This window comes from Mesorhizobium sp. M0601 (assembly GCF_040320845.1).
Lineage (GTDB): Bacteria > Pseudomonadota > Alphaproteobacteria > Rhizobiales > Rhizobiaceae > Mesorhizobium.
The window spans coordinates 1-22,821 of the sequence record NZ_JAMYQK010000056.1 but is presented as its reverse complement, the minus strand read 5'-3'; the positions used below and the strand labels follow the sequence as shown (position 1 = coordinate 22,821).

Annotated in this window: 20 protein-coding genes and 5 pseudogenes; 9 read left to right on the top strand and 16 right to left on the bottom strand. The window is 61.5% G+C overall.

Annotated features, from left to right (window positions below):
- Positions 1 to 9: 9 nt before the first annotated feature.
- The 3 genes from NKI41_RS30455 to NKI41_RS30445 are packed head-to-tail and all read left to right on the top strand — an operon-like array spanning position 10 to position 1,324.
- Positions 10 to 357 (top strand): ArsR/SmtB family transcription factor, encoded by a 348-nt coding sequence (locus NKI41_RS30455; protein WP_352473191.1) that lies wholly within the window; start codon positions 10 to 12, stop codon positions 355 to 357.
- 1 nt (position 358) lies between these two features.
- The gene (locus tag NKI41_RS30450; RefSeq protein ID WP_352473189.1) at positions 359 to 865 is read left to right on the top strand and encodes an SRPBCC family protein; all 507 of its coding nucleotides are present in this window, start codon (positions 359 to 361) and stop codon (positions 863 to 865) included.
- Positions 866 to 871: 6 nt separating this feature from the next.
- Positions 872 to 1,324: an MAPEG family protein gene (locus NKI41_RS30445; protein WP_352473188.1), complete on the top strand. Its 453-nt coding sequence runs from the start codon at positions 872 to 874 to the stop codon at positions 1,322 to 1,324.
- An 863-nt stretch (positions 1,325 to 2,187) separates the two neighbouring features.
- Here NKI41_RS30445 and NKI41_RS30440 read toward each other — a convergent pair.
- The 7 genes from NKI41_RS30440 to NKI41_RS30410 all read right to left on the bottom strand — a co-directional run bounded on the left by NKI41_RS30440 (position 2,188) and on the right by NKI41_RS30410 (position 10,645).
- Positions 2,188 to 3,066, bottom strand: a complete 879-nt coding sequence (locus NKI41_RS30440) for an SMP-30/gluconolactonase/LRE family protein (protein ID WP_352473187.1) — start codon at positions 3,064 to 3,066, stop codon at positions 2,188 to 2,190.
- Positions 3,067 to 3,101: 35 nt separating this feature from the next.
- Positions 3,102 to 4,064: a 3,5-dioxohexanoate:acetyl-CoA acetone transferase gene (gene kce, locus NKI41_RS30435; protein WP_352686489.1), complete on the bottom strand. Its 963-nt coding sequence runs from the start codon at positions 4,062 to 4,064 to the stop codon at positions 3,102 to 3,104.
- Entirely contained in the window at positions 4,061 to 5,008 is a 948-nt protein-coding gene (locus tag NKI41_RS30430; RefSeq protein WP_352473185.1) for a 3-hydroxyacyl-CoA dehydrogenase, read from the bottom strand. Before NKI41_RS30430 ends, kce begins: the two co-directional genes overlap by 4 nt.
- A gap of 10 nt (positions 5,009 to 5,018) precedes the next feature.
- Positions 5,019 to 5,825, bottom strand: coding sequence for an SDR family oxidoreductase (locus NKI41_RS30425; RefSeq protein WP_352473183.1), 807 nt, complete (start codon positions 5,823 to 5,825; stop codon positions 5,019 to 5,021).
- A 13-nt stretch (positions 5,826 to 5,838) separates the two neighbouring features.
- Positions 5,839 to 7,911: an ABC transporter permease subunit gene (locus tag NKI41_RS30420; protein ID WP_352686486.1), complete on the bottom strand. Its 2,073-nt coding sequence runs from the start codon at positions 7,909 to 7,911 to the stop codon at positions 5,839 to 5,841.
- A complete protein-coding gene (locus NKI41_RS30415) occupies positions 7,908 to 9,446 on the bottom strand; it encodes a sugar ABC transporter ATP-binding protein (RefSeq protein WP_352686483.1) in 1,539 nt (512 codons plus the stop codon). The genes NKI41_RS30420 and NKI41_RS30415 overlap by 4 nt, the downstream gene beginning before the upstream one ends.
- Before the next feature lie 71 nt (positions 9,447 to 9,517).
- On the bottom strand, positions 9,518 to 10,645 hold the full coding sequence (locus NKI41_RS30410; RefSeq protein ID WP_352473178.1) for a sugar ABC transporter substrate-binding protein: 1,128 nt from the start codon (positions 10,643 to 10,645) through the stop codon (positions 9,518 to 9,520).
- A gap of 230 nt (positions 10,646 to 10,875) precedes the next feature.
- Between NKI41_RS30410 and NKI41_RS30405 the strand changes: the two genes are divergently transcribed.
- Positions 10,876 to 11,556 carry a GntR family transcriptional regulator gene (locus NKI41_RS30405; RefSeq protein WP_352473177.1) on the top strand — a complete coding sequence of 227 codons (681 nt, stop codon included), beginning with the start codon at positions 10,876 to 10,878 and terminating at the stop codon, positions 11,554 to 11,556.
- Between the two features lie 41 nt (positions 11,557 to 11,597).
- On the opposite strand, the gene NKI41_RS30400 is transcribed toward NKI41_RS30405, so the two are convergent.
- From NKI41_RS30400 to NKI41_RS30375, 6 genes and pseudogenes are all read right to left on the bottom strand, one after another.
- A complete protein-coding gene (locus NKI41_RS30400) occupies positions 11,598 to 12,014 on the bottom strand; it encodes a hypothetical protein (protein ID WP_352618414.1) in 417 nt (138 codons plus the stop codon).
- Positions 12,011 to 12,673 carry a nucleotidyltransferase domain-containing protein gene (locus tag NKI41_RS30395; protein WP_352503781.1) on the bottom strand — a complete coding sequence of 221 codons (663 nt, stop codon included), beginning with the start codon at positions 12,671 to 12,673 and terminating at the stop codon, positions 12,011 to 12,013. The genes NKI41_RS30400 and NKI41_RS30395 overlap by 4 nt, the downstream gene beginning before the upstream one ends.
- 616 nt (positions 12,674 to 13,289) lie before the next feature.
- Positions 13,290 to 13,633, bottom strand: a pseudogene (locus NKI41_RS33410) (tyrosine-type recombinase/integrase); the annotation flags it as partial.
- A gap of 46 nt (positions 13,634 to 13,679) precedes the next feature.
- Positions 13,680 to 13,841: pseudogene (locus NKI41_RS30385) on the bottom strand (helix-turn-helix domain-containing protein); the annotation flags it as partial.
- Positions 13,842 to 13,933: 92 nt separating this feature from the next.
- Entirely contained in the window at positions 13,934 to 14,650 is a 717-nt protein-coding gene (locus NKI41_RS30380) for a pentapeptide repeat-containing protein (RefSeq protein WP_352686477.1), read from the bottom strand.
- A 2,257-nt stretch (positions 14,651 to 16,907) separates the two neighbouring features.
- Positions 16,908 to 17,069, bottom strand: coding sequence for a hypothetical protein (locus NKI41_RS30375; RefSeq protein WP_167522729.1), 162 nt, complete (start codon positions 17,067 to 17,069; stop codon positions 16,908 to 16,910).
- Positions 17,070 to 17,293: 224 nt separating this feature from the next.
- Between NKI41_RS30375 and NKI41_RS30370 the strand changes: the two genes are divergently transcribed.
- From NKI41_RS30370 to NKI41_RS30360, 3 genes and pseudogenes are all read left to right on the top strand, one after another.
- Positions 17,294 to 17,965 carry a Crp/Fnr family transcriptional regulator gene (locus tag NKI41_RS30370; RefSeq protein ID WP_352686474.1) on the top strand — a complete coding sequence of 224 codons (672 nt, stop codon included), beginning with the start codon at positions 17,294 to 17,296 and terminating at the stop codon, positions 17,963 to 17,965.
- A 212-nt stretch (positions 17,966 to 18,177) separates the two neighbouring features.
- Positions 18,178 to 18,465: pseudogene (locus tag NKI41_RS30365) on the top strand (DUF4062 domain-containing protein); the annotation flags it as partial.
- A complete protein-coding gene (locus tag NKI41_RS30360; RefSeq protein WP_352686509.1) occupies positions 18,456 to 18,641 on the top strand; it encodes a hypothetical protein in 186 nt (61 codons plus the stop codon). The pseudogene NKI41_RS30365 and the gene NKI41_RS30360, both read left to right, overlap by 10 nt.
- A gap of 14 nt (positions 18,642 to 18,655) precedes the next feature.
- Here NKI41_RS30360 and NKI41_RS30355 read toward each other — a convergent pair whose 3' ends face one another.
- The gene (locus NKI41_RS30355; protein WP_352686507.1) at positions 18,656 to 19,084 is read right to left on the bottom strand and encodes a hypothetical protein; all 429 of its coding nucleotides are present in this window, start codon (positions 19,082 to 19,084) and stop codon (positions 18,656 to 18,658) included.
- Positions 19,085 to 19,297: 213 nt separating this feature from the next.
- Between NKI41_RS30355 and NKI41_RS30350 the strand changes: the two genes are divergently transcribed.
- Together NKI41_RS30350 and NKI41_RS30345 are read left to right on the top strand one after the other, a co-directional pair.
- Positions 19,298 to 19,666 (top strand): hypothetical protein, encoded by a 369-nt coding sequence (locus NKI41_RS30350; RefSeq protein ID WP_352686471.1) that lies wholly within the window; start codon positions 19,298 to 19,300, stop codon positions 19,664 to 19,666.
- Positions 19,667 to 20,170: 504 nt separating this feature from the next.
- Positions 20,171 to 21,916: an adenylate/guanylate cyclase domain-containing protein gene (locus tag NKI41_RS30345; protein WP_352686468.1), complete on the top strand. Its 1,746-nt coding sequence runs from the start codon at positions 20,171 to 20,173 to the stop codon at positions 21,914 to 21,916.
- A gap of 312 nt (positions 21,917 to 22,228) precedes the next feature.
- Here NKI41_RS30345 and NKI41_RS30340 read toward each other — a convergent pair.
- Positions 22,229 to 22,606 (bottom strand): annotated as a pseudogene (locus NKI41_RS30340) (recombinase family protein); the annotation flags it as partial.
- Positions 22,603 to 22,821 (bottom strand): annotated as a pseudogene (locus NKI41_RS30335) (hypothetical protein); the annotation flags it as partial. The pseudogenes NKI41_RS30335 and NKI41_RS30340, both read right to left, overlap by 4 nt.

The window sequence follows — 22,821 nt, the reverse complement described above, 5'->3', positions numbered from 1 at the left end:
TATAGTCATATGGCAATATATGGACCCACCGGCGACCGTCTGAGCAAGGCATTCTCGGCCCTCTCCGATCCCACGCGACGCGCGATCCTGGCCCGCCTTGCGACGGGCGAAGCCACGGTGTCGGAACTGCTGGCACCATTCGAACTCAGTCAACCCACGATCTCCAAGCATCTCAAGGTGCTGGAGGATGCGGGTTTCATCGAACGCGGACGTGATGCGCAGCGGCGACCGCGCAAGCTGGTGACAACGGCTCTCAAGGATATTGCCGACTGGGTAGAGCCGTTTCGCAGCCAATGGGAAGACAGGCTCGACAATCTGGATCGCCACCTCGAAAAAATGGGCAAAAAGGAGAAGTAGCATGCTGGCAGGGATCGCGAACACCGACCTGATACTCGACCGGGACAAGCACACGATCATTCTGACGCGCGTGCTTGCTGCGCCCTGTGAACAGGTCTTCGAGGCATGGACGCAGCCGGAGCATGTGGCATGCTGGTGGGATCCATCAGGCGAACCGCTCGCACAATGCGAGATCGACCTGCGTCCGGGAGGGGCCTTCAGGTTCGTCAACCGGCATCCCCCTGGCGCCAACCAGTTCGCTGGCGTCTATCGCGAGATCGCACCGCCGCGTCATCTCGTCTTCGAAGCAATGGGGGCGATCGGGCGTGTCATTCTCGACGAGACTGGCGGCAAGACGTTTCTGACGGTGAGGATCGAGTGCGGCTCGGCGGAACGGTTGGAGCAATATCTGAAAATGGGCATCGACACCGGAACGGCCAAGACATTGGACAACCTTGCCGCACATATTGGCGCGATGGCACAACGGACATCCAGCTCTCCGTCAACTGCTCCGAGCAGCGGCGAGTAACATTAGATGCAACAATCAATCTGGACAGCGGCAGATGCGGCTCTGGTGGCGTATGCCATCACCTGCGTCGTTCTATGCCTTAATCTTCTGATGCTCTGGGCTTCCAGCGGGGCGATCCGCGCGAAGGGTGGCGTGGCAATCAATCCGGAGGATGGGGCTCGCTATGGTGTACCCGTGTCAGAAATTGACCCGCCAACTGTCGCGCGGCTCCTGCGCGCACACCGCAATGCCGAGGCCACGATCTATCCATTTCTGCTGCTGGGCCTGCTCTTTGTTTTCACGGGAGGAAAGGCAGCAATTGCAATTCCCATTTTCGCAATTTTTGTAGTCGCCAGGATCGTACATTCGATAGTCTATCTGAAGGCCATGCAGCCTTGGCGCACGATCGCTTTTGCAGTCTCCCTGCTCGCAATCGTTGTCCTGATGGGCGCCGTAGTCCACGATTTGCTCTTTGCCTGAGGTAGAACCGTATGTCAGTACCGAAAGCTCCAATCCTGTCGTTCACGGACGTCGTCGCCATCGAGGCCTGCGTGTCGACTAGCGAAAGACTGACGAGGACGTCTGTTTGGGGTCGAACTTGCCTATTGGGAGAGCGGACATTCGCGGACCGCCACACTGCTATAGTCAATGCTATGGATCGACTCCAGCACCTGGTGCACGCGCGGCGGCCGTGATGATTTTGTCGGGATCGTCGGTCCAGACGAAGGGCTATGACTGCAGCTTGTGGTCGATGACGAAGCGGTTGATAGCGGAAACCAACCTGCCCTCAACACAGGACTGGTGATAGCCGGCGCACCGCCTGTCGTGCTGCCGCCATCGGTGCTCTTCGTTTTCTGAAGCGCTTTTTCGTGGACTCAATCGCAAGAGCATCGTCAGGGCGACCTGCGGTTTTCCACTATTATGATCGGCTCGTGCCCGAATTTTCTATCAACGTCGCCGCGACTCGAGTATTAGGTTCCGCTTATGGAGCGTCGACACGCCATCCGAAGGATCAGGGACGGACTTTGGGAAGTCTATGACATAGACAATGAAAAGGTTGTCTTGGTGGACAGCGTAGCTCTGACCAATTTGCGGGACGAAGAGGCACTCGATGCGTTGGAGTTGCTAATGGGTGGATTTCTTGTTGCGAGCAGGTTTCCAACGCTCGGTTGATGGTTTCTCCAGGGACACGTTCGCGCGCACGTCAGGCGAAGGCACCTCAAGCCTCTCATTGTGGGTTCCATCAGAACCGCAGGGCACGAGCTTCCAGCGCCAGTTGCCCTGCGGCGGGACGTTGGGGTGGCACCAAGCAGGCAGGAAGGACATCGCCATTACGCACCGATTTACGCGGCAAATCTTGGCTCGGGAACTCCCGTTACGCCGAGGCCGGTGATGGCAAAAAGGCTGCCGCGTAAAACTCCGTCGCCCGGAAAGCGCGGCAGCGGCGGCTTGGCCATCGAAGTGACGTACAGGGTGTCGAGCCTCGGCCCGCCGAACATGACGCTGGTGATCTTCTTGACGGGCATGTCGATGATGCGATCAACGCTGCCGTCGGGCGCGTAGCGGACCAGCCTGCCATCATAGACCAGCGCGTTCCACAGGAATCCTTCCGCATCGACAGTTGAGCCGTCAGCCGCCCCTCCCCGGCTGGTATCGACACGCGTGAAAGTGCGCCGGTTGGTGGCGGCACCGGTTGCGATGTCGTAGTCGTAGGCCCAGATCTCGCCGGTCCAGGTGTCGGCGAAATAAAAGGTGCGGTCGTCCGGGCTCCAGCACGGACCGTTCGAGCAGATGATGCCAGAATCTATTCTGGTAACGGAGAAATCCGAATCGAGCCGGTAGAGCCCGCCGGAGGGTCCCTCTTCCATCGTGTCCATTGAGCCGGCGAAGAAGCGGCCGCGCCGGTCGACCTTGCCGTCATTGAGCCGGTTCATCGGCCTGTCCGGCTCCGGATCGTGAATCGGCGTCACCTCGCCGGTGGCGAAATCAAGCAGATGGAAACCGCGCTGCAGCGATACCACAGCGCCGCCGCCGTCCTTGCGCAATGCCATCGAACCGATCTTCATCGGCACGTCCCAGCAACGGATCTCACTACCGTCGGCGGTTGCCCGAAACACACGCCCGTCGAAACTGTCGATCCAGTAGAGGCGCTCCTGTTCAACGTCCCACAGCGGTCCCTCGCCCAGCGTGGTCTTCACGTCCACCACGACTTCGATCTTCATGCCGTCCTCCTCTGTTCGAACCTTGCAGAAACCGGTCAAAACGCGACCTGATCGCCGCCCTTCAATGACAGGATTTCGCGGGCCTCGTCGGGCGTTGCCACTTCCATGCCGAGGCCTTCGACGATCTTGCGGGCAAGCACCACCTGCTCGGCATTCGACTTGGCAAGCCTGCCCCTACCGGCCCAAAGACTGTCTTCGAGCCCAACGCGAATGTTGCCGCCAAGCGCTGCCGATTGTGCCGCGATGCGCAACTGGCTGGCGCCCGCACCCAGCACCGACCAGCGGAACTGGTCGCCGAACAGGCGATCGGCGGTGCGCTTCATATGGGCGACGTCTTCCGGGTGCGTGCCGATGCCGCCGAGCAGGCCGAACACCGACTGCACGAAGAACGGCGGCTTCACCAGCCCGCGATCGGCGAAATGGGAGAGGTTATAGAGATGGGCGATGTCGTAGCACTCGAACTCGAAGCGGGTCCCATTGTCGTAGCAGGTTGCCAGTATGTATTCGATGTCCTTGAACGAGTTGCGGAAGACCAGATCACGCGTCGCTTCCAGATGCGGCTTTTCCCAATCGAACTTGAACGTCTCGTATTTGTCGGCGAGGTGATAGAGCCCGAAATTGATCGAGCCCATGTTGAGCGAGGCGACCTCCGGCTTGAACTGGGCGGCGGGGCGCACACGCTCCTCCACCTTCATGTAAGGACTGCCGCCGGTGGTGATGTTGATGGCGGCATTGGTGCCTTGCTTGACGCGCGGCAGGAAACGCGCGAACGCCTCTGGCGTCTGGTCGGGCTTGCCGGTCTCGGGGTCGCGGGCATGCAGATGCAGGATCGCCGCACCCGCCTCCGCCGCCGCGATCGCCTCGCGCGCGATCTGGTCCGGCGTGATCGGTAGATAAGGCGACATAGTCGGCGTGTGGATCGCCCCCGTCACCGCGCAGGTGATAATGACCTTGCCGCTGGGTTGCTGGGCGCCGGGCTTGCGGCTTGTTTGCGTCATTGTCCAAACTCCTGATCCGACTTTTTCTTGTGCGCCGCCAGCGCCATCAGCCGGCGGTCGCGCCAGACCTGCCGTTCGCCGAGTTCTTCCCGCGGCAGGCGCTTGCGGCGCTCGGCCTCGATCGTCTCCATGACCTCGCCGGCCCAGTCGACGCGGCGCAGCATCTGCGGGAAGATGTTGGAATAGATCGCCTGATAGCGCTCGACATAGTCGCGCACACCACCGGGTGCATTGAGGTCGATCGTCTCGAACGGACCCATGAACGACCAGCGCAGCGCCAGCCCGTCGCGCAGGCCAGTGTCGACGTCCTCGACGCTGGCATAGCCGTCGGCGACGAGCCGAAACGCCTCCTCCAACAGCGCGCCTTGCAAGCGGTTCATAATGAAGCCGTCGAGCTCGCGCTTCATCACCAGTGGCGCATGGCCCGCCTCGACAAGAAACGCGCGGGTCCTTTCCACCGTTTCGGCGGAGGTCCATGGCGCCGGCACCACCTCCGCTGCCGGGATGAGATAGGGCGGATTGATCGGGTGCACGACGAGGCAGCGATGGCGCCCCTCAAGATGATCGGTGAATCTCGACGGCAACAGCGCCGAGGTGGAACTGGCGATCACCGCCTGCGGACCGGAAAGTGCGTCGATGCGGGAGAACACGTCACGCTTCACCTCGAGGTTTTCCGGCGTGTTCTCCTGGACATGGACGGCATCGGCCAGGGCCTCGCCAAGCTCCTCCACAATGGTGATGCGGCCAAGCACGGTATCGACCGCCTGTCCCCGCAGCAGATCGTTGGCGGCAAGGTCGCCGAGCACCCCAGCGATATAGTCGCGCGCACCGCTGGCCGCGGCCGGCGCCTGGTCCCACATGCGCACATCATGGCCGGCACGAGCGAAGCTTATCGCCCACGCTCGCCCGATGAAGCCGCTTCCGACAATTGCTACCTTCGCCATGATCTCCCCCTCAGAGTGTCTCGACGTTGCCGTCGACGCCGAGCGACTGGCCGGAAATGTTGATGCCCGCATCGGAAAGCAGGAAGGCCACCATCGCCGCGACATCGTATGGGCTGGTCATGCGGCGCAGCGAGATGTTCTGCAGATAGCGTTGTGTCATCTCCTCGTTTGAAACGCCGAGCTGCTTTGCCCGGTCGGCAATGACCTTGTCGATGCGCGGTCCCTCTATGATGCCGGGCAAGATGGCGTTGACCCTGATCCCATGCGGTCCGAGTTCCTTGGCAAGGCTCTGGGTCAGGCCGACAACGCCGAACTTGGCAGCCGAGTACGGCGTGCGGAACGCGTAGCCATGGCGGCCGGCGGCCGAAGACATCGAGATGATCGAGCCGCCGCCCGCCGCCTTGATCAGCGGCACGGCACGGCGCGCGCACAGGAACTGGCCGGTCAGGCAGATATCTATGCAGCGCCGCCAGTCTGCCGGATCGATCTCATCGACCCCGCCGGTCGGCCCGGCAATGCCGGCATTGTTGATCAGGGCGTCGAGCCCGCCGAGCTTCTCCTTTACGGTCTCGAACAGCCGGTCGACATCGTCGTCGCGCGAAACGTCCGCTTTGACTGCGCCGGCGAGTGTGAGCCTCTCTGGAGCGGCGGCCAGCGCCTCGTCGGAAATGTCGCAGATCACGACACGCGCGCCGAGCCGCGACAGTGTCTCGGCAATGGCAAAGCCGATGCCGCCGGCGCCCGCCGTGACCAGCACGCGTTGGCCTTTGAGCCCGGTCAGGAATTCGTCCGCCGATACCGGTGCGCTGGAGCTCATTATTCCATTCCTTTCATTGAATCCGCCTTTCGCGCAGCGCCATGACCGCAGCGAGCACCACCAACCCGAACAGGATCGCCCGCGTTGCATAAGGCAGCGTCGTGCCGGCGAGCAGCATCTGCAACGCCGTCAAAAGCAGCACGCCCCCCAGCATGCCGAGATAGTGGCCGCGCCCGCCGGTGATCAGCGCACCGCCGACGACGACTACGGCGATCGAGGGCAGCAGATAGTCGTCACCCATGCCGAGGCTGGCCTGGCCGGAAAAGCCGGTCAGCATGATGCCGACGAGCCCCGCGCAGACCGCCGACAGCACATAGACGAGGATGAGCGTGCGCCCGACCGCGATGCCGGAGAGCTGGGCCGCGCGCAGGCTGTTGCCGATGCCATAAACCCGGCGGCCAAAAGGGGTGCGGCCAAGCAGCAGCACGGCAAAGACGACGAAGGCGATCATGAACAGCACCACCGGCGTCACAACGAATACCTTCCCGGTCATGAACCAGCGCAGCATCGGCGAGGAGAAGCCGGCCGGCGTACCCTGCGAGTAAAGCAGCGCGACGCCTTGCAGAATGCCGTTGGTGGCCAGCGTCATCACGATCGGCGAAATGCCGAGAAAGACGATGCCAATGCCGTTGGCAAGACCGATCAGGCAAGCTGTGAGCAACACCGCCGGGAGCGCATAGGCAAGTGCACCATCCGAGCCGTTGACCATGCCGGCAAGCAGGATGCCCGAGAGACCGATCGTCCACGGCACCGACAGGTCGAGCCCGCCGGTGAGGATTACGCTGCCTTGCCCAAGCGCCAGGACGGCGAGGAAGCTCGACAGCACGAAAAGCGAGTTCCAGTAGATAACGTTGACGATGGCGCGTCCGAGCCAGATCTGGGTGACGATCACGACGACGGCCAGGCAGACATAGGCCGGCAGCGCATAACGCAGCGTCTCGGCATTGCGTATATGGAAGGCCGGCTGCGGCGCCTGCTGATCGTCGGTGCTGCCACGCGCGATCCTCAGCCGCCGGTCGGTGCGATCGATCTGCGAGGGCAGCATTCCGGCGCGCCATGCGGCCAACCGCGCCCGCAGCGCACGCAGTTGGCGGGCGAGCACGGAGCCATACGACAGCGAGCCGGCAAGCACGGCAAGGATCAGGATCGTGCCCTCGGCGATCGTCGAATAATAGGCCGAGACGTTGAGTACGAGCAGGATGTTGACGACCATCATCAGGATGTAGGCGCCGAAGACGGTGCCAACCGGCCCGCCTTGACCGCCGCCCAGCCTTGTACCGCCGACGACGACCGCCGCGAACATCGACAGCAACAACGGGTTACCGACGAGCGGATCGCCGCTGCCCGTCTGTGCGCTGATGAAGACGCCGGCGAGCCCGTAGCAGCCGCCGGCTATGACATAGACCAGGAAGCGCACGAGAACGACGCGCACGCCGACCGAAGCGGCCGCGTCCGGATCGCTGCCGACGGCATAAAGCGCGGTCCCGAAGCGTGAGCCTTTGAGCCAGAACCAGACGAGCAGGACGACGCCGATGACCACCAGCGGCGTCGGTATCCAGCCGGCGATAGCATCACCGAGATAGAAGGCGCCAAGATCGGGCGAGACGAAGCCGCCCGGCTTGTCCATGACCAGCAGCGTTACCCCCTGCAGGATGAACATGGTCGACAGCGTGACGACGATAGGCTGCATGCGCAGGACGGCAATGAAGAAGCCGTTAAAGGCGCCGACCAGCATGCCGACACCAATTCCGGCCAAGGTCCACAGCGCGACACTGGTGCCGGTCGCCATCGGATCCATACCTTTTGCCAGGACGACATTGACCAGCGAGATCACCGCGCCGGCGGACAGGTCGAAACCGCCGGACAGGATGACCACCGTCTGGCCGATCGCCGCCAGTGCCGAGGTGGCGCCGCCGCTGGAGAGAAACGAAATGTCGAAATAGGTGAGCCGCCCGGCACTGACCAGATCGACGACAAGCAGGAGCACCGCAAAGACGATCGCCGCGATGATCGCGCCGCTGTGCCGCGCGAGAAGCCGCGTCAATGTCGCGGCCGGTGCCGCGGCGGGCAAACTCGTCACGCTCATTCCGCCGCCTCCCGGACCAACTCGCCTTGCCCCAGCGCCGGTCGCATGATCGCGCCTTCCGTGATGTGGTTGCCGGCAAGCTCCGCCACCAAGTGACCGTCATAGAGGACGAGCACTCGGTCGCATTGATGGACCAGCTCGGGAATTTCGGTTGAATGCAGAAGGATCGAGCCGCCGGCCGCCACATAGTCGCGCATCATCACATAGAGCTCGTGCTTGGTGCCGACGTCGATGCCGCGGGTTGGGTCGAAGAGCAGCAGGATGCGGCTCTCGGCGACCAGCCATTTGGCGATGGCGATCTTCTGCTGATTACCGCCCGAAAACGCCCCCGCCCTCGTCCACATGGCGCGGTGGTCGACCTCGACCGCCGAGAAGGCGGACTGGACGGCCCGCGCCTCCTCGTGCCTGCTGATCAGGCCAAATCGGGTAAAACGCGCGACGACCGGCAGCGATACGTTTTGCCGGCCCGAGAGCTTCAGGAACAGGCCTTCGGTCTTGCGGTCCTCCGGCACCAGCCCGATCGCCATGTTGGCCTTGAGCGCATCGGCGGGCGAGCCGAGCCAAACTTCGCGCCCGTCGACCAGTATATGGCCGCGCTCGATCTCAGCCATGCCGAAGCAGGCGAGGAACAGGTCGAGCTGGCCCATGCCCTGAAGCCCGGCAATGCCGAGAATCTCGCCCTTGCGCAGGTCGAAACCGACGCCGTCGAGCTTCATGCCGGCCTTGAGATCGCGTACGCCGAGCACCGGCGGACCGAAGACCGCCTCGCTTTCGGGTTTCGGCGGAAAGGTCTGGGCGATGCTGCGACCGATGATCTTTTCGATCACTTCTCCATCCGGGACGTCGGCCACCGGCGCCGTCACGATGTGACGGCCGTTTCTGAGAATGGTCAGCGTGTCGCAGAAGGCCCGCACCTCTCGCATGCGGTGGGTGATGAACACGACCGTCGTGCCGGCGGCCTTAAGTCGCGCGATGATGCCGCCCAGCCATTCGACATCGCCGCCCGACAGCGTCGAGGTCGGTTCGTCGAGCAGGAGGATGCGCGGCTTGCGATAGAGCGCGCGCGCGATTTCGATCTTCTGGCGGACGGCGAGATCGAGGGTCGCGACCTCGGCATCAAGATCGACCGAAAAGCCGAGATCTGAAATGTGCTGGCGCACCGCCCTGCGCGCGCTCGCCCGCCTGATCAGGCCGCTCGGGCCGACAGGCGCGTAGGGCAGCAGCATGTTGTCGAGAACGCTGAGATCGCGCACCAGCGTCATTTCCTGGAAGGCTGTCTGCACGCCTTTGGCGTGCGCGGCGCGCGGCGAACCGAGTGGCGCCGGTTCACCAAGAACGGTGATTTGCCCTTCGTCGGGCCGCACCAGTCCCGACAGCAGCTTGACGAGCGTCGACTTGCCGGCACCGTTTTCGCCGAGCAGCGCGTGCACGCTGCCCGAAACGATCTCAAAGGAGACGCCATCGAGGGCGACCGTCGCACCAAACGCCTTGCGGACGCCCTCTATGCCGACAGCTGTCGATTGCGCTGACATCATGATCCCAGTCCCGGCCTGCACGGGGTGCGTGGGAGAGCCTCCAAAGCACCCCACGCCCCATTCGGAGAGCCTTACTCCTCGGGCTGGCCGACAAGGGCGGCCGCGAGACCGATTTCAGGTGTCTGGTCGGAGAAGATCGAGGCGAACCAGCCGGGGTTGGAGACCAGCGACGGTTTGAAGGCGTTACAGCCAGCCTTCATCTCCGCCCAGGTGCCTTCGTCACAAAGCTTTATCGTGTCGTTGGTGACGACCGGCAGTGGCAGGATCGTCTTCTTGGCAACCTCCTTGCCGTCAAGCGCCTCGACTGCAAGCTTGAGGGCAAGCGCGCCGGAATAGGGCGGCGATGCATAGGAGATCCGGGGCGCGCCGAGCGGCGCATAGGGAGAGGCTGCGCCCTCGACCTCCGTGCCCTCCGGCAGCATCTGGATGCGCCCGCCATTGGAGCCCTCGCCGGCGCAAGGCAGCAGTTCGCTGCTCTTCTTGCCGGCCTCGAGCTGCATGGAATTGGCGGTGAAGCAGCCGACCTGCATCCACAGCCCATTTATGTCGTCCCAGCTGCGCGTCGCCAATATCTTGGAAAGTTCGGTACGGGCCACCGCCTGGCTCCACATACCGACAGCCTCGCCCACGATCTTGATGTCGGGATGCTTGGCAAACACCTCCTTTGCGGCCTTGGTGCGCAGATCGTCGACCGAGGTGCCGGGAACGCCGGTCACTGCGATGATGTTGCCCTTGCCATTGAGCTTCTTGACCAGCCACTCCGCCGTCACGCGGCCAGCCTCTTCCTGATCGATATGAACGTTGTAGGCGCAGGGCTCTGTGATCTCGGCATCATAGGCAAACACCTTTACCCCCTTGTCGCAGGCGTTCTTCACCACCTGGTTGAGCGCTGTCGGCGAGATCGGGAAGATCACGATGGCTTCGGCACCTGCCTGCACCATCGCGTTGATCTGCTGGATCTGGCGCTGTGCGTTCGGCCCGGCCACCTGAACCTGGAGGTCGACCTTGTCGGCCATGCTCTTGTGCGACGCCATCGCCTTGACCATGTTGGCGGCCTCGGCCTGCCAATCATTGCCGATGAAGCTCATGCTGAGAAATATTTTGTGCTTTCCGGCCGCCTCGGCCGCCGACATCCCAAAGGCGCAAACAGCCATGCCGGCAAGCAGCGCGAGCCGCCGGGCTTTCGATCCGATACCCATTCGAAACTCCTCCCAGTTCAGACGACCAAATGCCTCCCAAGGGCACGAAACGTGCTCCTTGTCATTCGATGCAGCTGACCGTATCATGATTTGATCAAAGATCAATGATGAAATGCTAATGGGTAAAAGCCGGATACGCCAGCGCTTGACGCGGCAATCCGAACCTTGCATTCCGGGCACAGGCGCCGGGTAGGACAAGAGCGTCGCCGTTTGGGGAAAGGTAGGCACAGATGGCTGGGGCGGCATTCAGGAAGCCGGGCGTCGAGATTACGCCGCTGTCCAGGGAAACCCTGCAGGACAGGGTCTACCGGCACGTCACCGAGTTGATCCTCGACGGCAGTATCGTTCCAGGTGAAATGGTGACGGTGCAGAGCCTCGCAGACGCTTTCGGCGTCAGCCCGATGCCGGTTCGCGAGGCACTGCGGCGTCTGAGCGCCGCCAACGCATTGATGGTGGTTTCGGGCCGTTCGATCGGGATACCGGCATTAAGCCGCGCGCGACTCATCGATCTCAGGAACGTCAGGTTTGAGATCGAGGCGATCGCCGCCGCATGGGCGGCCGAGCGAATGGACGATCCCAGCGTGGCGCTGCTGCGCCAGCATCTGGACGCACTCGAACAGGCCAATGCCGCCGGCGACGTCAAATCCTACCTCAGGGCCAACTACGCCTTTCATTTCTCCATCTATCGAGCCGCGGGTTCGGAAAACATGCTCAACATCATCGAGAACCTGTGGCTGCAGATCAGTCCCTATTTCAACATGCTGCACGATTCTGGAAATTATTCGACCGCCAACCAGCACCATCAGCAGATGTTTGCAGCGCTGCGAGATCGCAACGCGGAAGCTGTCCGGGCCGCGGTTCGCGCTGACATCGACGCGGCTTTCACAGTGCTGATCAAACTGCTGAAGTAACATTCAGGTCGCCATAAGCGACATGCCGCCTCCATTGCTGATCAGACTTCCAGTTCTTTTTCCGCCCACTCCGCGAACTTTTCCAACTTGTCGAGCAAGCTCTCGGCTTCGGGGAGTGATTTTGCCCTGATTCCGTATTGAGCTTCGTCCTTCTCATGGAGAATGCTCCGCAACCGGCTGGCCTGCGCTGCAGGAAGGCGATTTCCAAGCGCATCGCGCATGGTTTTCACCACGGCCGCATGATCCGCGCGGTTGATCGTTCCTGCAAATCGGGCAGTGAGCGCATCGGCGTATGCTATTGCCGCATTCACGATCTGCGACATAGCCGGATTGCCGATGTCACCCGTTTCAGACATTGCCACCTCCAAACGGGCAGCCTTCAAATATGAGCGGGCGATGCGTAATCGCCCCTCGCCAAAGTCTGTCTCGACTGCTTTCGTCGCACCTCTTCTGGTCATGCCAACGCCTTCTGGCGAGTTTTTGTTGCGAGTTCGTCCGGGCGTGGACCCAAGACGAGCAGGGCATTTGCTTCGACGCCGCCCCACCAAGGGTCTCCCGTGCTCGACAGCCTCGCCACATCCTGCGGAGTGAGTCCCACCACCGAGGGATTGAAGCCAAGCTCTTCACCGTGGGTCACCAGTGCCTCACGGATCTCTTGGAGCGCGCTTTCTAGCTTTTCGGATGGCGTAACCACTGCGATGTCGAGATCGCTGTCTGGACGGTCCTCGCCCCTCGCCACGCTGCCGTAAATCCAGGCCGCGAGCACGTTCGGCCGAACTGCGGAGACCGCCTCAGTGACTACAGCCCGAATGTTGGAATACCTAAGCGCCTCCTGCTCAAAGAGGGCTTCCAGTGATGTCGCCAGTGGATGGCGATCATTCAACCGATAAAGACGAGCCCTGCCCGTTCCCTCTGAAGATACGATGCCAATCCCCTCCAAGGTTGCGAGAGCAGACCACACGCTTGCCCTCGCAAGCCCGCTACGAGCCGCAAGCAATGGTGAAGAAAGCAAGCCGCCGTGCCGGGACAATTCCCGGAGCAATCTCACGCTTGCGTCGGTGCCGAGCATAATGGTGAGTGGATAGCGCAAAGCGCTTTGAGCGGTCGAGCGTGTCATGGCGCAAGTTCCTTCTGCTCTGGAGCCATAGCACGTCGACTGCCGGATATCAAATCTGATGTTTGGTTTTCTAAACAGATGTCCTGTTATCCGGGCCTTGGCGGCTGCTGCGCCGCTATCACGAACGTATCCGAGAGATGTTGATCGCCACGTTCGTCCAGTCCATCGTAGGAGCAAGAGCAAGATGCCGCTCTATCTTATCCATTTCATTATTTTTTTCTGCTTCAGTCCGTCCAATGCCCGGTCGGAAAGACTGAGTATTTCGTCAGACGGCGCTTACTCAGACATAACCTATTTTACGATTGTGCCGCCGCGACCGAAAGCCATTTGGCCACATCACATCTCTCAATGCACACACAGTGCACACGAAAGCCAACGCGGGGCCAAATCATGAATCGTTAACCTGCAAGGACGGCTTGGCGGTAGGTCGGGTTCATGAGGGCTTTGAGGCGCTTACGCTTGAGCGAGTTTGAAGGCTCGCGACGGAGCATGTTGAGCACCGCGCGGCGGATCATGGCGAGGTTGCGCGCCGAATGGTCTTTACGGACGCGGCTCTCGTCTTGTCGCGCGACAATCAAGGCAACACGCGCTCTCAACTTGATTGTCGCGCGGCACTGCGTCCCTTGCCCTGTTCGACGCAGATAAGCATGCGTGTCGAGTCGATGTCGTCGATCTTGAGTTGCGCGACTTCGGACACGCGCAGGCCCGCGCCATAGGCGACGCCAAGTGCCGCCTTGTACTTGATGCCTTGATGCTGGGTGCGGCTTCGAGCAGCCGCGCCGCTTCCTCCACGCTCAGCACGTCGGGCAGCTTGCGCTGACACCTCATGATCACCAGCGCACGCGCCAGATCCCGAAGCTTCAGCGTCACGAGGGACAGGAACGGCAGTGCCGAGACCGCGCCATTGATCGTCGCAGAGCCGACGCCGCTCTCATGCCGATGCAGCTGGAATCGACGGATGTCCTCAGCCGTCGCAGTGTCGGGCGAGCGGCCAAGGAACACAGCGAAGCGCCTCCAGCCCTTCCTCCCTATAGCGGTTGAAGATCTTGTAGCCAGTCTTGCGCGAAATCCCGAAATCCCGGCACACATCGCTCATGCCTTCTCCCTCGAGAAGGCGGGCAACGAAACGTAGACGTTCCTCCATCACCGAACACTCTCTCCACGGCATCAACACCTCCGGCCAAAAGCCAAAAGTGTTACCCATGTGTCCGGTACAAAACGTCACCTATGTCTCAGGCCGCGCAGTTCGCTTGCCGACAACTATTCCTGCTGGAATTGACAGGGCCAATCTTCAGGCCTCGTCAAGCCAGAAGGCAACTCGGTCCGGGCGTCTCCGCAAGCCATGTTGAGCTGCCACTGGGACAGACCCGCCGAATTGGAAAGATCGACGCCCTCGATACGGGTCAGAAAGAAAAAGGCGCGGTCAAAGTCTATCGGCGCGGTGAACGTCGCTCCTCGGAAGTCCGCCCGTGCGAGATTGGCAAACGAGAAGCGGCTGCCGCTGATATCGGCGTCATGGAACTGCGCACGCCCCAATTCTGCCTTTGTGAAATCAACATTGGTCAGATTGGCGCCCTGGAAATTCGAGCGCTGTATTTCCGCGCTCGCGAACACAGCGCCTTGCGCGTCCATACGGCTGAAGTCGGTCCTGTGGGCCTCGATTCTGTCGAACCGGGCGCCTTTGGCGGTCGAGTCGGCCAGGGAAGCACGCACAAGCGTTGCCTTCTCAAGATTTGCCGCAAGGAGATTGCTGTTCCTGAGGTCGGTCGAAGTGAAATCAACACCGAACAGGTTCGCCCCGCTCAGGTCTTGTCCTTCTAGGATGAGAAGCTTCTTGTCACACTCGTGCCAATTGACGCCAGGCGTCGCGGCTGCGTCGCAATTGTGAGCAGCAGTGGCGTTCTGCCAAGCAAACACAGTGCAAACCGCTAGAACCAAGCCGGATGCGCCGTAAGCTCTGGTTCGCCTCAAAGTCATTGTTGCTGGACCTCTGCTACTCGCCGACACTCAACCTTACCACATCTGCTGACACTCGAGCCACGGTGACCACCGCCGTCACAGTTAGCGCATTTCTCATATTCAAGCTTTGATGTTGATCAACCGATCAACCCGCGCGTAGGGCGCGATTTGCGAGCGCCTCCCCATATCATCGGCGGTCCAGCAGAGATTCATTTGTCACCGGCCAGGCGCATCATTCCGTAGGTATGCTTGACTAAGCCGAGGAGAGCGGTCGTTCAGGGTGGCGAAGTCCCTCCGCTCTGGACGTTTGTCTCGCTAGTTGGGAGCCTGCTCGGATGCTGACCGCCACCGCCGCCGTCCGCTGCCGACAAGCGTGAATCCGCTTGGTTCCGCACCGATCGGTACTTCCCGACGGCGAGGTTCACCCGGCACGGGGTGCTCGTCGCATACCCTGATTCCGCTGTCGCATGAACCCCACGACTTCGCTTAGCGAAGCCGAAGTTGATCTCTGCCATCTCCCAGGTCGAAGCATCAACCCCGCATATTTGTGTCGTAAGCTGACGTGCCGCGAATACGCCTTTTTCGGTTGGCGGGCTTTATGGCGGACGCGCAACCTATTCTGTATTTTTATCAACGTAAACAATGTCGTATTGCAGAGAGGGAGGGATTCGAACTCCGCGCTTGGAAAAGCGTCCCTCTCGTCTTCACCGTGCAGGCCGCTTACTCTGGGCGGCAGAGTGCCCTTCCGCGCTTCGCCAAACCTGCCGTGGGAAATGCCTTGCCGTTTTTCCGGCGGGGCTTTGATCAGATCGTGACTATTAGTGATTTATGCTGGAACTGGTTGCGGAGGTTAGAGTCGGACCTATTTGCGCCGATCAAGAAGTCCCGTCAGCAAACGAACTCGGTTACAGCACCGTATCGGCGGTATCCATCTACCGACTCGAACCGCGACCGTTTCTTAGGTCGCGCCTACCGTTTTGCACGCCCTCCCCTGCCCGGCCGTGGCGGAAGGTTGAACCAGTTGGGCGACTGCTAGGTTCCAGACTGGAGGTAAGGTCGGCTCGCTGAAAGCACGGCAGGTGGCATGCGGCACATGCGCGACAACGGCGGCGGAGGGTTTGAGAGGGCCGGAGCCCCGACAGCTTTCGGCAGTTCGAACGATATAGTCGAACTGCCGAAATCGGGGCGCAAAGCTGCCATTCGGCACAAAGATAACAAATAGCATCGGCGATCGGCTGAAGCCGCTCCTTCTCAGTCTGTTGGCGAACCGCGTAACCGGGGCAGATTTCCGGGCGAAGGGGTTTGCAGGCGAGCGCGTTCGCGATTCACCCTATGCGTGACGCTACCACCGACTGATTCGTTTGAAGGCTGTCGCTCGCGGAACTCCGCGGGTTGGTTACTGCGCTGATCGGCGAAGTGCGCGGTCCAAACATGGTTCGAAGTGGTCGATCGCAGGGCCGCGTCGCACGGTGCAGAAGGCCATGCATCGTAGATTATGCGCAAACTGCTATCGCGCGCCTAGTCGGAACTCGCGCATCGAACAGTACATCACGTCTTCCGTCCCCAGCGCACCGGCGGCCTCCCCGCTCGCAATCCAAATAGACGTCTTTCAGCTGTTTGATTGGCATGTCAGCGTGAGCGAACGCGAGGTCCTGAGCGTCAGAAGCCGACAATGAAGCCGGACTGATTGCGATCAGCACGGTGCCGAGCGTCACAGGCGCGAGGGACTTAACAACTGACATGATCATTTTGAGATCCTCCCCAGCTCCCGTAGGTCAACATTCAGTCCTTGGGGGTCGCAGGTGTAGTGCCGTTCGAAGGTCCCGTCCGCGCGCCGCTGCTTGTCGAAGCCGCGATGTAAGGCTCGATCGCGCGCTCGTGGACCAGCCAAAGGGGATCTCGGCCGAGGCGTAGCCACGGCCGGCGGCCAACCGTTTCGGGATCGAGGCCGAAGCGATCCTGGTGCGCTCGATCGTCGTGCCGGCCGCGCCTGCCTCCGCATGACGGATGGCGCGGCTTCGCAAATCGCACATGATTTCGTCACGTGAGATGCCGATGTCGCCAAGGACGTCATCGGGTAAACGGCTCAACTGGTCCGTTGCCGACAGGAGAGCTTTTCGCTCGGCGCGGAGGCGTAACCACCTGCGAAATGGACCAATGGCGGCAGCACGAATTATAACCATGATCAGATCGTCCCTTCATTGATCTGAATTGACCGGTACGGAACGGCGCGAACGGCACTCCGGGCGAGAGCGTCAGCCGTCCGCGAGGCAAATTAGGCGTAGTGGTCGATGGATTGGTTTTGCCGCGGCGTGCCCATACGGCGGGCGGTGGCTGGCCCCGGGCCACGCATGTAATAAAGCTCCGGGCGGTAGCGCGGCGCGACGAATTTGCGAAACCCCGCAGCAAGTTTTGTGACGGGAGCCAAGAATTTCATGACTGTTCCCTTTCCCTTCGCCGGCTTGCACACGAGCCGGCGGGCCTGACGTTGCAAAAAGGATATGACAGTCGAACCAGGCTCGGCTGTGGGAATTCCCACACCGGGGAAAACATTGGCGAAATCCGCTCCCAGTTTGCATCCCGGAAAGCGGGGCCTGCTGCCATCAAATTTCCTTGGATAGGGAGTAAGGTGAAGTACACTTGATTGAACAAGAGACCGTTGTGACAGGCTCTCTGGCCTTCATCTCAAGACTTTGCGATGCCGACCTCGCCGCGCTGACCAAACGGTGGCACGAGCGCAGCTATCGACACAACGAGCTAATCATTTCCCACGGCGACACTGGTCGCGATGTCTTCTTCCTGCTGGAAGGACGGGCTCGCGTGACACTGGTTTCAGCGGACGGCAGGGAGATAGCGTATCGCGATGTCGAACCGGGTGACATTTTCGGGGAGCTCGGAGGCATTGACGGGATTGCACGCTCTGCCAGCGTAGTCACGCTGGAGGAAACCCGCGCTGCACGGCTGTCCGGCACAGCATTCCGGGATATCGTGATGACCCACCCGACTTTTGCCTGGATGCTGCTTGAGCATCTGTCTGCCCAGCTCCGGCGCATGACCGAGCGGGTATTCGAATACAGCACTCTGGTCGTGCGAAAACGGCTGATCGTCGAGCTCCTGCATCGGGCGGAGAAAGCCGCACTCGTGGACGGCGAGGTGTCCATAAGCCCGGCACCGACGCATTCCGAGCTGGCGGCAACGATGAGCACGCACAGGGAAGCGGTCTCGCGCGAAATGAGCGACCTCGCCAAGAGAGGCCTGATCGAAAAGCGCGGCAGCAGGTTGTTGCTGCATGACGTCTCGGCACTACGGGCGCTGGTCGACAAGAAGGAATAGCGAAGGCTGTCGCTGCGGCGGGGGGCACCGCATCATACTCCTCGGCCGCAAGTGATTATTCCTTCCGGCAAATCGGGCAACCTGGCGTGCCAGCGCGCGGATCGGACTTTGATCGCTTCACCCAATCATGACTCGGCTTCTTGATGCGGGCACGGAACGTTATCCCCAGCCTGCTTCCAGACTTACAAGGGCGGATCGAAGGGTGAAGCCGCATGGACGTTAAATACCAAATCTTCGTCAGCTCGACCTACGCCGATTTGGTGGACGAAAGACGGTCGGTCATCGAGTCCGTTCTTAACCTCGGGCATATTCCTGTGGGGATGGAGGCATTCCAAGCCAGCGACGACACGCAATGGGATTACATTAGGCGGCGCATCGATGACAGCGACTACTACGCACTCATCGTAGCAGAGCGGTACGGCTCAGAGTTGAAGGGTAAGAGCTACACCCAGATGGAGTACGAGTACGCCGTCGCCCAAGGCGTGTCTACGTGGCATTTTTGCTCGAAGGCGGTGCTCGCAAGACGTGGGCCGCGGAAAAGGCCGAGTTCGAGAAAAAGGCCAAACTCGAGAGATTCCGAAAGCTGTTTGAAAAGAAGCTCGTCAAATATTGGCGCAACAAGGACGATTTGCGGGTAAGGTTGCGATGGCTATTAGACGTTATGACCGTGGTCTGAGCGGCGGCCCGGGCTTAGTCTTTGCAGCTGTTAAGCAAAAGGGGGTTGCTCGCGAGTGCCGAGCCGAGCCGAGCGAAGAAAGGACGAGCCATGGAGCAAGATAACGTTTTTACGTCGGTGTCGATGTGTCGAAAGCCAAGCATGCTGTCGCGATTGCCGAGGGCGGACGCGGTGGAGAGGTCCGGTATTTCGGCGAGGCGTTCCCCGCGCGTCGTCACCGGAACGTCGTAGCCGTGAAGCCGAACCGTGACGGTCCCGTCATCGTGAACAAGCGTCACCTCGCCAGTCATCGTGATCGTATCACCTTCGGACAGTTTCGCCATCGGCATCGCCCTCGCAAAGGCCGCCGCTGAACTGGACGTGGAAAGCGCCATCATCGTCGGTGAGATCGTCGTATTGAACGAGACTGGCCTGTCTGACTTCGGAGCCTTGCGGAAAGCCATCACCCGACGCCAGCACGACCTCTATTCGTCTATTCGTCGCCTTCGATCTTCTGCATCTCAATGGTCACGGCCTGCGCGACATGGCGCTGGAGGACCGCCGCGAGATCCTTGCCGTGATGATCCCGGACGGTGGCCGTATCCAATTCAACCAGGCGCTTCCCGGCGAGGCTAAGGCGATCTTCCCACCTGATAGACCAGGCGGGGCTCGAAGGCATGGTGTCGAGGCGCAAGGACAGCAAATACCGGAGCGGCAATTCGACGGCTTGGCTCGAGACCAAGGCTTACAGCATCGATGAATACGAGTTGCTCGGCGTCGAGCGTGAACCCGGAAAGCCGGCTTTCGCCCTAATGGCCGAGCGTGGCACAGGACGCTATGTCGGGAGCGCCTTTATCACCTTGAACCGGGAGATGCGGGAACGCCTCTGGGAGCGCGTACAGGAGCATTCTGGGCCCGCGCCAAACGGGATGAAACGGCCGGCGACGCAATGGGCCAAGCCGGGGCTGATCGGCCGCGTGAAGCATCTCCGCGGCGAGGAGAATCTGCGCCATGCCTCGCTGCAGGATTTTCGGGAGGAAGACTAGGGTAAAACTCAGTCATTCTAGCTATGCCGCGAATGGCCGAGATGGGGTTAGGCCCTGCCGTTTGAATCGGTCGGCGGCAACGAGCACAGAGCGCCACTTTCCGACCTCACCACCTCTAAAGCGCGAACGTCTGGTGTGATGCCCGATGCGCGCGTTCGTAGGGCATCTCGCCGTTACATCGCGGTGACAAAAGCACCGCCACGGTGGCGTCAACCGGTTACCAAGGGCAGCAAATATCTCCGGCCTTGTGGGAGTGGCGTGTCAGCGCCCCAGAGGCAGCGTGGGCGTGTCGCCGGTTGGCTGTTAGCGCGGCGACTGGATCGCTCCACGCCTCGCAAGCGGGATAGCGAAATCTCGTGAAGCCAAGTCAAGCTGCGTTTTCCGTTCTCTATCGGCGACGGGCGGCGGTTGGGAGAGATGGATACCATGCACACGGGGAGTCAGGAAGTTGGCAGGACATGGACGCGGGGCGGCCCGCGTGCAGGCGCTTGGCCGAGCGGTGCAATGAACACGCAGCGCCACCTCGCAGCGATCATGGTTTGCGACGTGGTCGGCTATTCGCGCCTGACGGAGCGCGACGAGCGCGGCACGCTCGAGCGGCTGAAGATCTACCGCAAGGACCTGCTCGAACCGCTGGTCTCTGAGCACCGGGGTCGAATCGTCAAGCTCACCGGCGACGGCATGCTGTGTGAGTTCGCGAGCGTCGTCAACGCGGTGGCCTCGGCGATGGCGATCCAGCAGGCCCTGGCAGAACACGAGGCGGAGATGCCCGAGGAAGAGCGGATTCGCTTCCGCATCGGCGTCAATCTCGGCGACGTGGTTTGCGAGGAGGACGGCGACCTCTACGGCGACGGGGTCAACATCGCAGCCCGCCTCGACAGCATCGCCGACCCCGGCACCGTGGTCGTCTCAGGCACCGCCTACGACCACCTTCAGGGCAAGCTCGACTGCGGCTTCACGCCGCTCGGCAATCTGCGCCTCAAGAACATCGAGCGGCCTGTGCGCGCCTACCGCGTCGAGACCGACGCCGGCGCCTCGGTGGCTGCATCGCCTCCGCTGCCCGCGAAACCCTCGATCGCGGTTCTGCCTTTTACCAACATGAGCGGCGATCCCGACCAGGAATACTTCGCCGACGGGCTGGTGGAGGACATCATCACGGGATTGAGCCGGGTGAACTCCTTCTTCGTGATCGCCCGCAACTCGTCCTTCACCTACAAGGGCCGGGCGGTGGACCTGCGCCAGGTCGGGCGCGAGCTGGGCGTCCGCTACGTGCTCGAAGGCAGCATCCGCAGAGCAGGATCGCGGGTGCGCATCAGTGGGCAGTTGGTGGACGCGATCAGCGGACACCATGTCTGGGCCGACCGCTTCGAGGGCGACGTGAGCGACATCTTCGACCTGCAGGACAAGGTGACCGAGAGCGTCGTCGGCGCTGTCGAACCGAGCATCCGGCTGCAGGAGATCAAGCAGGCGCGCATGAAGCCGACTGACTACATCGGTGCCTACGACCTCTACCTTCGTGCGCTGCCGCGCTTCTACAGCATGACGCGCGAAGGCTTCGCCGACGTGCGCCGGCTCACCAACGAGGCGCTCAGCATCGACCCAGACTTCACCCTGGCGAAGGCACTCGGTGCCTATATCCGCAGCCTGTCGGTGAGTCAGTGCTGGCACGAGCCCGACGATATCCGCGTCGCCGTGCGCATGGCCCGCGAGGTGCTGGCGGACGCGCGAGACGACCCGACAAGCTTGCGTTTCGCCGCGCAGGTGATCGCCTACAGCGCCAAGGATTACGAGACGGCGCTGGACACGATCGTACGGTCCCTGCTCCTCAACCCCAATTCGGCGCAGGGCCATACGGGCAGCGGCTGGGTGAACGCCCATTCCGGCCACCCCCTCGTCGCGATCGAGCACTTCCACAGGGCGATGCGGCTGAGTCCGGTCGACCCCGAGAAGGGCATCGCGCTCTCCGGCATCGGGATGAGCTACCTGATGCTCGAACGCTACGAGGAAGCGCTGGCTTGGGGAGAACGAGCGCTGCGCGAGATGCCGAATTACGGCTCCTCGCACCGGGTGGTGATCATGGCGCTGGTCAAACTCAACCGGCCGGACGAAGCGCAGGCGGCGGCGCGGCGGCTGATGGAGGCGTTCCCGACCTACACGCTCGGCCTGCAGAGGCAGATCAACCCGTGGCGGGACAAGGTGTTCGCCGAGCACTACGTCGAAGCGTTGGGTATTGCCGGCGTGCCGGAGTGATCGTCGCGGCTGCAAAGATGCCCTCTCCTGCGCGTCACGTCCGGCCAGGCGACGCGCCCCTTGATCCCGTGTCGCTTCTGGAAGGATAGTTCTCTGGCCGGCTTGTCCGAGGACCGAGCCCGTAGAGCAGCTGTGAACAGCCGGCGAGCTCTCTCTTGGGTTCGCGTCGAACTTCCGTTTCCACCCTGACGAGACCTACCGACGGTCCAGACAAATGTCGCCTTCGGGTCACAACTTCTTGACCGGCGACCGTCGGCAAAGGTCCGAGAAAGATGGAAGACTGTCCTTTCAGTTGAAGCATCGAGAGGCTTACAGGAACAACGCGTTCATCGTTCCTTTGAGGCCCAAGTGCAGTTCGTCTACGGTGCCCTCGGAGAGAGTGACGATTTTGACACCGGCAAAGTGAAGTCGCTTGAAGAGGCCGGCTACGTCTTCCTGGTCGCGTGATAGGCGATCGAGTGCCTCGGTTGGAACAATCTCAAATTGCCCGCTTTGAGCGTTGGCGAGAAGCCGCTGGATGTCTGGTCGACGGATGATGCTTGAGCCGGATACGGCGGCGTCGGCATAGGTCCCAACGACAGTCCACTTCTCCCTGGCCGCGTGCTCTCGGCAAAGCCGCAGCTGATCCTCGATAGAGGCTTCGCGCTGGTTGTCGGATGAGTGACGGGCATACAGCGCGACACGGGTCATGAACCGCTCCTCTTCCTCTCGTTGCTATTGTCCGCCGCCGTTCCCATCCTCCCCTTCTGACGGTGTTTTCTCAAGAGGTGGACATTGTTGTCGTTGGCCGCCTGCAATTCCTCGAAATGCTCCCGAGCAACCCGCCGACCCAACAAACGGGCGATCGACAGGACGGCTCGTTCAACCATATCTCGTGCCGACATGTCAGCCCTGTAATCGTGACT

Coding starts and splice junctions, on each gene's coding strand:
- NKI41_RS30455 (WP_352473191.1), top strand. CDS start 10: ATGGCAATATATGGACCCACCGGCGACCGTCTGAGCAAGGCATTCTCG.
- NKI41_RS30450 (WP_352473189.1), top strand. CDS start 359: ATGCTGGCAGGGATCGCGAACACCGACCTGATACTCGACCGGGACAAG.
- NKI41_RS30445 (WP_352473188.1), top strand. CDS start 872: ATGCAACAATCAATCTGGACAGCGGCAGATGCGGCTCTGGTGGCGTAT.
- NKI41_RS30440 (WP_352473187.1), bottom strand. CDS start 3,066: ATGAAGATCGAAGTCGTGGTGGACGTGAAGACCACGCTGGGCGAGGGA.
- kce (WP_352686489.1), bottom strand. CDS start 4,064: ATGACGCAAACAAGCCGCAAGCCCGGCGCCCAGCAACCCAGCGGCAAG.
- NKI41_RS30430 (WP_352473185.1), bottom strand. CDS start 5,008: ATGGCGAAGGTAGCAATTGTCGGAAGCGGCTTCATCGGGCGAGCGTGG.
- NKI41_RS30425 (WP_352473183.1), bottom strand. CDS start 5,825: ATGAGCTCCAGCGCACCGGTATCGGCGGACGAATTCCTGACCGGGCTC.
- NKI41_RS30420 (WP_352686486.1), bottom strand. CDS start 7,911: ATGAGCGTGACGAGTTTGCCCGCCGCGGCACCGGCCGCGACATTGACG.
- NKI41_RS30415 (WP_352686483.1), bottom strand. CDS start 9,446: ATGATGTCAGCGCAATCGACAGCTGTCGGCATAGAGGGCGTCCGCAAG.
- NKI41_RS30410 (WP_352473178.1), bottom strand. CDS start 10,645: ATGGGTATCGGATCGAAAGCCCGGCGGCTCGCGCTGCTTGCCGGCATG.
- NKI41_RS30405 (WP_352473177.1), top strand. CDS start 10,876: ATGGCTGGGGCGGCATTCAGGAAGCCGGGCGTCGAGATTACGCCGCTG.
- NKI41_RS30400 (WP_352618414.1), bottom strand. CDS start 12,014: ATGACCAGAAGAGGTGCGACGAAAGCAGTCGAGACAGACTTTGGCGAG.
- NKI41_RS30395 (WP_352503781.1), bottom strand. CDS start 12,673: ATGACACGCTCGACCGCTCAAAGCGCTTTGCGCTATCCACTCACCATT.
- NKI41_RS30380 (WP_352686477.1), bottom strand. CDS start 14,650: ATGACTTTGAGGCGAACCAGAGCTTACGGCGCATCCGGCTTGGTTCTA.
- NKI41_RS30375 (WP_167522729.1), bottom strand. CDS start 17,069: ATGAAATTCTTGGCTCCCGTCACAAAACTTGCTGCGGGGTTTCGCAAA.
- NKI41_RS30355 (WP_352686507.1), bottom strand. CDS start 19,084: ATGGCTTTCCGCAAGGCTCCGAAGTCAGACAGGCCAGTCTCGTTCAAT.
- NKI41_RS30350 (WP_352686471.1), top strand. CDS start 19,298: ATGGTGTCGAGGCGCAAGGACAGCAAATACCGGAGCGGCAATTCGACG.
- NKI41_RS30345 (WP_352686468.1), top strand. CDS start 20,171: ATGAACACGCAGCGCCACCTCGCAGCGATCATGGTTTGCGACGTGGTC.